The sequence below is a fragment of the Halomonas sp. DP8Y7-3 genome (assembly GCF_019801675.1).
In the GTDB taxonomy this organism is placed as follows: domain Bacteria; phylum Pseudomonadota; class Gammaproteobacteria; order Pseudomonadales; family Halomonadaceae; genus Halomonas; species Halomonas litopenaei_A.
In genome coordinates this window covers 404,552-416,974 of record NZ_JAHVIO010000004.1, presented here as the reverse complement: position 1 = coordinate 416,974, position 12,423 = coordinate 404,552, and the positions used below count along the sequence as shown (strand labels likewise).

Here is a 12,423-nt window from a genome sequence, read left to right as displayed (position 1 = left end):
CGTCATCATGACGAAAACCATCCAATGCGAGATCGTCAGTGCCGAAGGCTCGGTCTACTCCGGTAGCGCCGAGCAGGTGGTGGCGGCTGGCATCCTGGGGGATCTTGGTATCCTGGCCGGCCACACGCCGCTGCTGACCGAGTTGGCACCTGGTCCCGTGCGCGTGCTCAACGAAGGCCGCGAGGAGAACTACTACGTCTCCGGCGGTTTTATCGAAGTGCAGCCCGAGAAGGTGATCGTGCTGGCCGATACAGCGGTTCGCGCATCCGATCTGGATGAGGCGTCCGCCGAAGAGGCGCGCAAGCAGGCCCTGAAGGCCATGGAAGACAAGTCTGCGGAAATGGATTACACCCGTGCCGCAGCGGAGCTTTCCGAGGCCATGGCTCAGCTGCGTACCATCCAGCAGCTGCGTCGCAAGGCTGGCAAGAGCTAACCGCTCGCGCCCCGGCAAGCAAGCCCCCGCCCCCCGAGTGGTCTCCACTCGGGGGGCGTTTTTTTGCTGGGTAAGGTGGTCGCCGCCAGGGTGGCTGACGGAGCGGCTGCTGGAGCAGGGCACGAAGGGCGACGAGACGGCTTATGCGCAGTCCTTGCTCATGATCAGTGCCGGTAGATCTGCGTTGCTGGAGCGCTTTTGTCACGAGAGCGTGGCATCATATCGACTTTCGTTTAATGCTCTGGGGCAGCATGCCTCCCGGCAGGTGCTGACAGCATGGCGAGTCCTCCAAGACGGCCGTGTCGCCGATCATGTCACGGCTCATGCCACTGCCCTTGCCACCGAGCACGCTGGTTGAAGCATGTTGCCACGCCCCGGGTCTGCGCATAGGCCGCACGGCACGTCGCAGCGCCACATTCAGGCCTCTTTCTGTCACGCCCAAGGAGACGCCCATGACATTGACTGCTTCCTTGATGCAGCACCAGCAGGCCCTGTTGGCGGCCCTGGCGCAAGGTGACAGTGAGGCGCTGGACGCCCGCTTGCCTCAGGTACGGTCGGCTGATCTGGCGGATATCCTCGAGCAGATGCTGGAAGATGAGGCCCAGGTGGATAGCGCCTTGGCGCTGCTCAAGAGCCTGCCCATGGAGCGCCAGGCCAGCGTTTTTGGACACCTGCCGAACGATGCCCAGGATGAAATGGCGGGGCGGGTAGAGGATGCCTGGTTGTCGCGCATCCTCGACAAGATGGGGTCCGATGAGCGAGCCGATCTGTTCAAGGTGCTGGGAGACGACCGCAAGGAGGCGCTGCTGCGCCGCATGGCCAGGCGTGAGCGGGAAGCGTTGAAGCGCCTTGCGAGCTACGAAGAAGGCACCGCTGGTGCGCTGATGACCGCGGATTATGTGGCGATCCCGATGGGACTCACGGTCTCTAGAGCCATGATGAGGGTGCGCCAGACCGCCCCCGACGCGGAAACCGTGTATCAGCTGTACGTAGTGGATGAACAGGGGCGTCTGGCAGGCACCATGTCGTTGCGTCAGCTGATGGTGGCAAGGCCCCAGGCGACCATCGATGAACTGATGATACGTGACGTCATCAGCATCAATGTGGATGCCGAGCAGGAGGAGGTCGCGCGGGTGGTGGCACGCTACGACCTGCTGGCCCTGCCGGTGATTGATGGCGACGCGCGGCTGGTGGGTATCGTGACCCACGACGACGCGCTGGATGTGGTCGAGTCCGAGGCCACCGAGGATATCCACAAGGGGATGTCCATCGGCCAGCTGGAGGGTGGGGTTTCGCGAGTGCCGTTGTGGAGCCTCTATCGCAAGCGGGTCACCTGGCTGGTGCTGTTGGTGTTCGGTAACCTGTTTTCTGGCGCTGGTATCGCCCATTTCGAGGACACCATCGCGGCTCAGGTGACCCTGGTGTTTTTTCTGCCGCTGCTAATTGGCAGTGGCGGGAATGCCGGTGCCCAGGCCGCCACCTTGATGGTACGTGGCATGGCGACCGGCGATGTGGGGATCAAGGACTGGGGCAAGCTGCTGGGGCGAGAGTTGCTGGTCGCGGGATCGCTCGGTCTGACCATGGCGCTGGCGGTGGCCCCCATCGGCGTGATGCGGGGCGGTGAGGCGGTTGCCATGGTGGTCGCCATCAGCATGATCTGCATCGTGCTGTTTGGCAGCCTACTGGGCATGTGCCTGCCGTTTGTGCTGGACCGCCTGGGCTGGGATCCAGCGACGGCCTCTGCTCCGCTGGTGACCACCTTGATCGATGCCTCCGGTGTGGTCATCTACTTCTCGATTGCCGCCCTGATACTGACAGGCTCTTGATGGCCCTCTTGCCGGGAGCTCTGCCTCATCTTCCAGCGTGTGAACGGTGGTGACGCGCCAACAGCACGGTAGGTTGTCGGTGGTTGACCCAGGTGGGGAAAACGCTGCCCGTGGGCTCCGCTTCAAGGCTCTGGGCGGACATCCGGCGCGGCGGCGTGTATGCTCTTGCACGCGTTTGCCTGTCACCCTTTCATGCTTACGGGTTATCCGATGGATTGGCTACAGATAGTTGTACTTTCCCTGGTTCAGGGAATTTCAGAGTTCCTCCCCGTCTCCAGCTCCGCTCACTTGATTCTGGTTCCGGTGTTCAGCGATTGGCCCGATCAAGGATTGGCCTTTGATGTCGCCCTGCATCTGGGGAGTCTGGCGGCCGTACTCATCTACTTTCGCGATGACATCCAGCGCATGATCGTGAGCTGGTGCAGAAGTGTCGCTGGCCGTGGCACCGATCAGGACGGCAAGCTCGCCTGGTGGGTCATCCTTGCCACGATTCCCGTCGGCGTGGCAGGCCTCCTGTTCAAGGACATCATTGAACAGTACGCGCGCTCCCCCATGGTGCTGGCATTCGGTTTGATCGCCTTTGGTCTGTTGCTGGGTCTGGCTGACTGGCGCTTCCGTGGGTCCCGCAGTGAATATCAGCTGAGCTGGAAAGACGCCCTGTGGATTGGCATCGGTCAGGCGTTGGCGCTGATCCCGGGTACCTCGCGTTCCGGCATTACCATTACCGTAGCGCTGTTGCTTGGCATGGGCAGAGAGGCCGCGGCACGCTTTTCCTTCTTGCTGTCGATTCCGGTCATCATCCTGGCTGGCGGGCTGGAAGCCTGTGAGCTGCTGCAGTCCGGTATCGATGTGCACTGGGGAGATCTGGCGATAGGCACCTTGCTGTCCGGCGTCAGCGCCTATCTGTGCATCCACTTCTTTTTGTCATTCATCAAGCGTATCGGCATGCAGCCTTTCGTCGTCTATCGCGTGCTGCTGGGCATCGCGCTGATCTGGCTGTTTGGTTGATGCTCAAGGAGGCCCCCATGATCAGCGCCAAGACTGTGCGACGTTGCTGGCTTTTGCCTGTGCTTGCATCACTGTTGATCGGTTGCAGCGATGAGCCCGACACCACCACGTCGGCGGTGACCCTGGAAGGCGACATCTTTGGCACCTTTTACCAGATCACCGTGGCGGATCCGCTGACCGAACAGCAGCTGGAAGAGATCGAGCAGGGCGTGCTCGACGAAATGCACGATGTCGATGCTTCCATGTCGACCTGGCGGGATGACTCCGAGCTCAGTGCCTTCAATCAGGCCCCGTTGGCTCAGTGGCAGCCGATCTCCGACGAGTTCATGGAGGTCCTGGCCATCAGCCAGTCGGTCAGCCAGCAAAGTCACGGTGCGTTCGATGTGACCGTCGGCAGTCTGGTCAATTTGTGGAGTTTCGGTCCTGAAGCCGAACCCGAACAGATTCCCGATGAGGCGGTGCTGCAGCAGCGCCTGGCCGAAGTTGGCATGGATGCCCTCGAGATTGATACCGACACTGCCCAGGCCAGACGCCTGCGCGACGTCTATGTGGACCTTTCCGGCGTCGCCAAGGGGTTTGCCACGGATGAAGTGGCGGCGTTTCTCGACCGCCAGGGCATTGCCAACTACCTGGTCAACCTGGGCGGCGAGGTCAAGGTGAAAGGCCACCGTGACGGTGGTGATGGCCTATGGCGCATCGGTATCGAGGTACCCGAGAACGGCACTCCCAAGGCACAGCATGTGGTCGGTCTGGACGATATCTCGGTAGCCACCTCAGGCGACTATCGCCATTACTTCGAGGTGGATGGCAAGCGCTATTCCCACACCATCGATCCGCGCACTGGACGTCCGATCACCCATCGCCTGGCGTCGGTCAGCGTGGTGCATCCCTCCAACGCCTGGGCAGATGCCTGGGCCACCGCCATCAGCGTGATGGGCGAGCGGGAGGGCATGCAGGCGGCGATTGCCGCGGAGCTGCCGGTCGTCATGCTGGTACGTCAAGGCGAGGGATGGGAGAGCTGGGTCAGTCCCGCCTTCGTCGAGCGGTTTGGCAGTGATGTCGTCGACAAGCTTGGTCTCAAGGTAGTGTCCCAGGACGACATCCCGCTAGAATAGAAACACTGTTCGCAAGAAGGCGCGACCTGGCGCTGACCAGACTATGCTGTCTCAAGGGCAGCGGTCCCTGCTGGTCAAGGTCATGGCGTTCTGGTCCGTCCGGATCTTTTTCTCTCCTCTACACGACAAGGAGTCACAATGAGCCTCGATGTGGTGATTCTGGCCGCCGGACAAGGCACCCGCATGCGCTCCAGCCTGCCCAAGGTACTGCATACCCTGGCTGGAAAGCCGATGGTGCGTCACGTGGTGGACACTGCGTCGGGACTTGGCGCACAGCGTACCCACGTGGTCATCGGACACGGCGGTGAGCGGGTGCGCGAGGCGCTGGCCGATACAGGAGTGGGATTCGCCCATCAGGCGGAACAGAAAGGGACCGGACATGCCGTGGCCCAGGCGCTGGGACAACTGGGAGATGGCAAGGTCCTGGTGCTGTATGGCGATGTGCCGCTGATTCGTCGCGATACGCTGACGTCATTGCTCACCCAGGTGAATGATCACAGCATGGGCCTTTTGACGGTCACTCTGGAAGATCCCAGCGGCTACGGACGCATCGTGCGCGATGAGCAGGACAATGTCGTGGCCATCGTCGAGCAGAAGGATGCCAACGACGAGCAACTTGCGATCCGTGAGTGCAACACCGGCATCATGGCCATGACCAGTGCGCAGTTAAAGCGCTGGCTGCCCGAGCTGTCCTCCGACAATGCACAGGGTGAGTACTACCTCACCGATGTGATTGCCATGGCGGCTGCCGAGGGTGTCCGCGTTGCTACCGCTCAGCCGTCGCGTCCGATCGAGGTGGAAGGCGTCAACAACCGGTCTCAGATGGCCCGGCTCGAGCGTGCCCACCAGCACAGCATCGCCGAGTCATTGATGGCCAGTGGTGTGGCCCTGGCCGACCCTGCACGACTCGATGTGCGTGGGCGTCTGAGCTGCGGTCACGATGTCTTTATCGACGTAGGCTGCGTGTTCGAAGGCGAGGTTGAGCTGGGCGAAGGCGTGCGGATTGGACCCTACACGGTGATTCGTAACAGTCACATTGGTGCCGAAAGCGTGATTGAGGCGCATAGCATCATTGATGGCGCCGTATTGGCGGGACTCAATCAGGTCGGCCCCTTCGCCCGGCTGCGTCCTGGCTCGCGACTGGCGGTCAAGGCCAAGGTGGGCAACTTCGTCGAGACCAAGAATGCCGAGGTCGGAGAAGGCAGCAAGATCAACCACTTGAGTTATGTGGGCGACGCTCGCCTGGGCCGTGAGGTAAATATCGGTGCAGGTACCATTACCTGCAACTATGACGGTGCCAACAAGCATCGTACCGAGATCGGCGATGCCGCCTTTATCGGTTCCAATTCAGCGCTGGTGGCGCCGGTCAGTGTCGGTGAGGGGGCGACGGTAGGCGCTGGCTCGACCATCAGCCGAGACGTGGCCGATCACAGCCTGGCGGTGACCAGGGCACGCCAGATTGCCAAGGCCAACTGGCCGCGGCCGTCCAAGGACGATGAGTGAGGGTGTCCGTGCCCTGATGCGTAGCTGCTGTAAATCATGATGTTTTTCAAGGAGTGACCCCTATGTGTGGCATCGTCGCCGCGGTTGCCCAGCGCAACGTACAGAATATCTTGCTCGAGGGACTCAAGCGCCTCGAGTATCGCGGCTACGATAGCGCCGGAATGGCGGTGCGAAGCCCCATGGGTAGGCTCGATCGTCAACGTGCCGTGGGCAAGGTAGCGGCCCTGGAAGAACGCCTGCAGGCGACGGGCTTGCCCGGTCACAGTGGCATCGCCCACACCCGCTGGGCGACCCACGGCCGTCCCAGCGAGCCCAACGCACATCCTCACCAGTCCCGGGACCGCCTGGCGGTGGTGCATAACGGCATCATCGAGAACCATGAGTCGCTGCGCCAAGAGCTCAGCGATCAGGGCTATCAGTTCGAATCCGAGACTGACACCGAAGTCATCGCCCATCTGCTGGAGCGCGAGTCGCGCCGCGACGGCAATCTCTTGAGTGCGTTTCAGCGGGTTGTCGCCGGGCTGGATGGTGCTTACGCGCTGGCGGTCATGGCGGTGGATGAGCCGGGGGTCGTGGTGGGAGCGCGCAAGGGCAGCCCTCTGGTGGTGGGGGTCGGTATCGACGAGGCGTTCCTGGCCTCTGATCCGCTGGCGCTGTTGCCCGTCACCGATCGCTTCATCTACCTGCTTGAGGGTGATGTGGTCAGGCTGTCGGGTGACGGTCAGATTGAGCTGTTTGATGCCGACGGCGTTGCGGTTCAGCGTGAGATCCACACCTTCGAGCACGGTGATGGAGCGGCCAGCAAGGGCGCCTACCGTCACTTCATGCTCAAGGAGATTCACGAGCAGCCGGAGGTGATCGCCGCCGCTCTGGAAGGGCGTCTGGGGGATCGCAGCGTGCTGGTGGAAAGTTTCGGTCCCGATGCCGAGCGCCTGTTCAAGGACGTTCGCCAGATTCACATCGTGGCCTGTGGTACCAGCTACCATGCGGGAATGGTGGCGCGGTACTGGCTGGAGCGCTACACCAATGTGCCCGTGCAGGTGGAGGTGGCGTCCGAGTATCGCTACCGTCAGGTAGTGGTTCCCCAAGGTACCCTGTTCGTGACGCTCTCCCAGTCGGGGGAGACGGCGGATACCCTGGCCGCCATGCGCTTTGCCATGCAGCAGCAGAACTACCTGGGTAGCCTGGGGATCTGTAACGTGCCGGGGAGTTCGCTGGTACGTGAGGCCGACCTGACCCTGATGACCCAGGCGGGTCCCGAGATCGGCGTGGCCTCTACCAAGGCCTTCACCACCCAGCTGACGGCGCTGATGCTGTTTGCGCTGGCGCTGGGACGGGTGCGTGGCATGGACGAGAGCGAGCAGGCCGAGATCGTCGATGCGCTCCGTTCGCTGCCCACCCTGTGCAGCCAGGTACTGGGTCTCGACCGGGACATCGAGGCCATGTCCATGGCCTTTGCCGAAAAGCATCATGCGCTGTTCCTGGGCCGTGGTGCCCACTTTCCCATCGCCCAGGAAGGTGCGCTCAAGCTCAAGGAAATCTCCTATATTCACGCCGAGGCCTATCCGGCGGGCGAGCTCAAGCATGGCCCGTTGGCACTGGTGGACAGCGACATGCCGGTGATCTCGGTAGCCCCCAACGACGAGCTGCTCGACAAGCTCAAGTCCAACTTGCAGGAAGTCAGGGCAAGGGGCGGAGAGCTGTATGTCTTCGCTGACGAGAACGTGGGTCTGCATGAAAGTGACGGTATCCGCGTCCTGCATCTGCCCCATGTGCATGATGCCTTGGCGCCGATCCTCTACACCCTGCCACTGCAGCTGCTGTCCTACCACGTGGCGGTACTCAAGGGCACCGATGTGGATCAGCCGCGCAACCTGGCCAAGTCGGTGACCGTGGAATAGCCACGGGGCCAGCGGTAAGCCACAAGAGTGGTTCTCTACCATAGACAAGCGACGGCGCCGAACACTCAGTGTTCGGCGCCGTCGCTTCGAGACCTCGTCAACGCTGCCGCATCCGCTGCACAATACCCTTCGACATGTGTGCAATGGCGTGCATTGCGAACTGCTGCGGTGCAGAAAATGTGTCTTTGGCGTAAGGCTAGTTCCCTGAAAAAAGGGATAAAATCCTCTCTAGTGTGCCAATAGATACCATTATGTGCTTAGCCTTATTGAGCACATAATCAAACACCATGGATGCATCTTCGTTCCTATAGTCGCTTATCAAGCGCTTGTGATGTTGGCCGGTAGCGGTGAAGCCCATCTCCTGAGCCTATAACGATAACGACCGAGGACTGGCGATGATCAGACGATGCTCCAGCGGCCCCTTACGCTCCCCTGTCATGCTCTCTCCTGTGGTGCTCTCGGCTGCCATGCTGACCGGCGTTTCTGTGCTCGCCATGGTGCCTATGAAGGCCGTTGCCCAGACCACCATGCAGGAACTCAACGAGCTAAAGGCCCAGATCGAACTGCTGAAACAGCAGCAACAGGCGGCGATGGCGCTGGTCGAGCAGCAGCAGGCCCAGATCGACAGCCTGATCAGCCAACAGACCCATATGCAGCATGAGGTGGCCGAGGTCAGCGACAGCGTGGTCAGGCGCACCGACGACGGCGACTTTCTGGTGGGCGAGACGACGGTGGCCATCGGTGGTTATATCAAGGCCCAGGCGGCTTTCTCCGACAACGGTTTGAGCGACGGCAAGGCCAACGAGACGGTGACGGCGGGGCTGTTGCGTGCCACCGATGATGACAAGGACAATCGGGTCAGCCTCAGTGCACGTGAAACACGCTTCAATATTGGCACCTCCACGCCGGTGGGGGGCGATACCATGAACACCTTCATCGAGATGGACTTCTACGGTGCCGACGATGAAGCCAACGAATTTGTGTCCAACTCCTACGCCCCCAGGTTGCGGCACGCTTACTTGAGCTGGGGAAACTGGCTGGCCGGCCAGACCTGGTCGACCTTCATGGACGTGAAGGGACTCGGGGAGCTGGACGCCTTCAGTACCCATACGGGCTCCATCTTTGTGCGACAGCCTCAGCTCCGTTACACCTACCCGCTGGACTGGGGCAATCTACAATTCGCGGTGGAGAACCCTGAGGATGGCGACGACGACCAGGACACCCCGGATATGGTGGCCCGAGTCAACGTGGATCAGGACTGGGGACATGTCTCTGCTGCCACCGTCGTCCGACGCTTCAGCCTGGACGATGCCGAGGATGACGACAGTCGCTGGGGGGCCGGTTATAGCCTGACCGGGCGTTTCCCGGTGTTCGAAAAAGATGACCTTATGCTCCAGGCCAACTACGGCAACCTGGGGCGTTACATGGCCCTGGGTGCCTATCCCAACGCCAAGGTCGAGGATGGACAGCTCAAGATGGTCGAGTCCTGGGGGGCGTCCGCCATCTATCGGCACTACTGGACCGACACCTTGCGCTCAAGCGTTGCCTACTCGGCCACGGAACTCGACAGCCATGGCAGCGGCAATGATACGGACAGCTACGACAGCGTTTTTCTCAACCTGATGTGGTCTCCCTTCGCCAATACCACTCTGTCAGCGGAGTACCAGCGCTACGACCTGGATGAGGTCGACGGGGACACCTTCGATCTAGACCGCGTGCAGCTCTCTGCCAAGTACGACTTCTAGGCAAGGTTCCACCCTCGATGGCGCACCACGATGTACCCAACGGAGACCAGGGGGGCATGCAACCGTGAGAAAGCTGTCATGAAGAGCCGTCATCGCGGATGGCGTCCGGTCTCGGTAGATAAGGCTTTGTCCGAAAAGTCGACGAGCGAACGTTAGACAAGGCAAAAATCGGTGAGAAAGCGCAGTTTACGAGGTGTAAATGAGCATTTTGACCGGGCTGGCGTACCAGCTGATTTTTAACGCCGTATCACCAAGCGAAGGCACTTTTCGTGCAAGCCCTAGGGAGCTCGCGCTGTCGCCGGACGATAATAGGTTGGGGTGGTATCCTGTCGCCCCTGATGGCTCGGCGAGAGCAAGACCTTGTGTGAATCTCCACCTGAACGCCCGCTGCATATCGGCTTGCCCATGTGGGCGAATCCCGACTGGCGAGGCGGGCTTTATCCCCCCCATGCTGGTCGCGACGGATGGTTGTCAGACTACGCCGAAGTATTCAATGCGGTGGAGGGCAACACGACCTTCTACAGCGGTACGCCTAGACCTGACACCGTAGATGCCTGGTCGCGGCAGGCGCCTGCGGGCTTTCGTTTCTGCTTCAAGCTGCCCCAGCAACTGACCCACGGCAAGCGACTCAGGCAGGTGGGGCAAGAGGTGGAGGCATTCCTGGAGGCGCTGGCGCCTCTTCGGGACAGGCTTGGGCCCGTCATGATCCAGCTACCGCGAGACTTCGGTCCGGACGAAATCCCGGCACTGGCGCAGACGCTCGAGGACTGGCCGTCCGACTACCCCTGCGCGGTGGAGCTGCGACACAGTGAGTTTTTCCACAAGGGGACCGCTGAACGGGATATCAACGCGCTGTTGATAAGTCATGGTGTCGATCGCGTCATGCTCGACGTGCGGCCGCTGTTTTCAGGCCCACCGATGGACCATCCCGGGCTGATCCAGGCAAGGCGCGAAAAGCCAAGACGCCCACTACATGTGCTCTCCACAGCAAATTTTCCTGTCATTCGTTACATCGGGCATCTTGACAAGGACGTAAATGAGCACTATTTCGCGCCCTGGGTACGGCAGCTATGCCTGTGGATAAAACAGGGGAAAACCCCTTTCCTGTTTGTGCATACCGCTGACAATCGTCAGGCCCCAGAACTGGCTAGAGTGCTCTACGCCAGAATCGCAAGGGAAATGGGGTGGCCAGAACTCTGCGCTTTCCCCGGAGATCGACAGAATCTGCTGCTTTGACCAATGTTGGCTGGCGTTTGTTGGTGTCATACGCTAGTTTGGTCGGCTGTTCGTCACTTGCCATGGGCCAGGGCGGCCGTCGCCTTACCTCGGACGACGACCCACCTGAACCCAACGGTCTCGACCAGCGCCCAACCGGCGTTGGGGAAGAGTGTTGTGCCGGCAGTGATCCTGCTGACATCCGTCAGACCCCTTGATTATCGGTAGTACCGTGACCCGGGCTATCGAGGACGTGGCGACTACAAACACAACGCCGTCATTGCATCCGATCGATCAATGACGACACGTATCCTCAGGGTGATTTATGTCCAAGACTACACATGCGCAGTGGTCATCGCGCTTGTCCTTCATTCTTGCTGCTACCGGCTCGGCCGTTGGTCTCGGTAACATCTGGAAGTTTCCTTACATGGTGGGCGAGAGTGGCGGTGCCGCCTTCGTTCTTGTCTACCTTCTGTGTATTGGCCTGATTGGCCTGCCTATTCTGGTGACCGAGTGGATGATCGGTCGGCGTGGGCAAAGCAACCCGGTCAATGCCATGGCCAGCGTGGCCAAGCAGGCCGGTCAGCCCAAAATCTGGGCGTTGGTGGGTATCTCCGGTGTGATCGGTGCCTTCCTTATCCTGTCGTTCTACAGCGTGATCGGCGGTTGGTCCCTGTACTACACCCTGGGTAGCGTCACTGGCGACTTCAGCGGTCAGGATGCCGACGGCATCGGCGCCCTGTTCGGTGGCATGCTGGCGAGTCCTGGTCTGCTGTTGCTGTGGCACTCCATCTTCATGTTGCTGGTGATCGGCATCGTGGCGCGGGGCGTCACCAAGGGCCTGGAAGGTGCGGTCAATGTACTGATGCCCGCGCTGGCGCTGCTGCTGGTCGTGCTGGTGGGTTATGGCATGACCACTGGCCACTTTGGCGAAGCGCTCAACTACCTGTTCAATCCGGATTGGTCAGCGCTGAACGGCGAAGTGGTGCTGGCAGCTCTGGGACATGCCTTCTTCACGCTGTCTCTGGGCATGGGCATCATGATTGCCTATGGCTCTTACCTGGGCGAAAAGGTGGATCTGATCAAGACCGCTCGCACCGTCGTTATCATGGATACCGTGATCGCACTGGGCGCGGGCCTGGCCATCTTCCCCATCGTGTTCGCCAATGAGCTTGACCTTGCCTCTGGTCCCAGCCTGATCTTCGTTACCTTGCCTCTGGCCTTCGGTAACATGGGCGGCGGCTTGATTCTTGGCCTGATGTTCTTCCTGTTGTTGACCTTTGCGGCCCTGACATCGGCCATTTCGCTGCTGGAGCCGGTGGTGGAATTCGTGGAAGAGCGTACGCCCCTGTCGCGTTCGGCCTCGACTGTCGTCGCCGGTATCGGTGCCTGGGCGCTGGGCATTGCCGCGCTGTTGTCGTTCAACCTGTGGAGCGAGCCGGTACTGTTTGGCCTTGGCGTTTTCGATCTGCTCGATAAACTGACCAGCAAGTTCATGCTGCCGTTGACCGGTCTCGGCGCCATTGTGTTCGCTGGCTGGTTCCTCAGCCGCGAGGGTGTCGCAGAAGATCTGGGCCTATCCGGCGGCAAGGAAATGGTGTGGGTGGCTCTCACCCGTGTTGTCGCGCCCATCGGCGTTATCGTGGTGTTTATCTCGAGCCTGTAAGCCGCTCGTCA

General features: G+C 60.9%; 9 protein-coding genes. All 9 read left to right on the top strand.

Annotated features, from left to right (window positions below; all coding sequences use genetic code 11):
- Window positions 1-7 precede the first annotated feature (7 nt).
- The 9 genes from KUV86_RS07040 to KUV86_RS07000 all read left to right on the top strand — a co-directional run bounded on the left by KUV86_RS07040 (window position 8) and on the right by KUV86_RS07000 (window position 12,412).
- A complete protein-coding gene (locus KUV86_RS07040; RefSeq protein ID WP_206942059.1) occupies window positions 8-433 on the top strand; it encodes a F0F1 ATP synthase subunit epsilon in 426 nt (141 codons plus the stop codon).
- 452 nt (window positions 434-885) lie between these two features.
- Window positions 886-2,259 (top strand): magnesium transporter, encoded by a 1,374-nt coding sequence (gene mgtE / locus KUV86_RS07035; protein ID WP_222484212.1) that lies wholly within the window; start codon window positions 886-888, stop codon window positions 2,257-2,259.
- A gap of 210 nt (window positions 2,260-2,469) precedes the next feature.
- Window positions 2,470-3,267, top strand: a complete 798-nt coding sequence (locus tag KUV86_RS07030; protein ID WP_222484210.1) for an undecaprenyl-diphosphate phosphatase — start codon at window positions 2,470-2,472, stop codon at window positions 3,265-3,267.
- A 17-nt stretch (window positions 3,268-3,284) separates the two neighbouring features.
- A complete protein-coding gene (locus KUV86_RS07025) occupies window positions 3,285-4,382 on the top strand; it encodes an FAD:protein FMN transferase (RefSeq protein ID WP_206942056.1) in 1,098 nt (365 codons plus the stop codon).
- Window positions 4,383-4,520: 138 nt separating this feature from the next.
- Complete coding sequence (gene glmU / locus KUV86_RS07020) at window positions 4,521-5,885, top strand: bifunctional UDP-N-acetylglucosamine diphosphorylase/glucosamine-1-phosphate N-acetyltransferase GlmU (protein ID WP_222162279.1); 1,365 nt, start codon at window positions 4,521-4,523, stop codon at window positions 5,883-5,885.
- 62 nt (window positions 5,886-5,947) lie between these two features.
- Window positions 5,948-7,786: a glutamine--fructose-6-phosphate transaminase (isomerizing) gene (gene glmS, locus KUV86_RS07015; protein WP_222484208.1), complete on the top strand. Its 1,839-nt coding sequence runs from the start codon at window positions 5,948-5,950 to the stop codon at window positions 7,784-7,786.
- Between the two features lie 395 nt (window positions 7,787-8,181).
- Complete coding sequence (locus KUV86_RS07010; protein ID WP_222484206.1) at window positions 8,182-9,531, top strand: DcaP family trimeric outer membrane transporter; 1,350 nt, start codon at window positions 8,182-8,184, stop codon at window positions 9,529-9,531.
- A 405-nt stretch (window positions 9,532-9,936) separates the two neighbouring features.
- Window positions 9,937-10,767 (top strand): DUF72 domain-containing protein, encoded by an 831-nt coding sequence (locus tag KUV86_RS07005; protein WP_222484480.1) that lies wholly within the window; start codon window positions 9,937-9,939, stop codon window positions 10,765-10,767.
- Window positions 10,768-11,071: 304 nt separating this feature from the next.
- The gene (locus tag KUV86_RS07000; RefSeq protein ID WP_206942050.1) at window positions 11,072-12,412 is read left to right on the top strand and encodes a sodium-dependent transporter; all 1,341 of its coding nucleotides are present in this window, start codon (window positions 11,072-11,074) and stop codon (window positions 12,410-12,412) included.
- Window positions 12,413-12,423 lie beyond the last annotated feature (11 nt).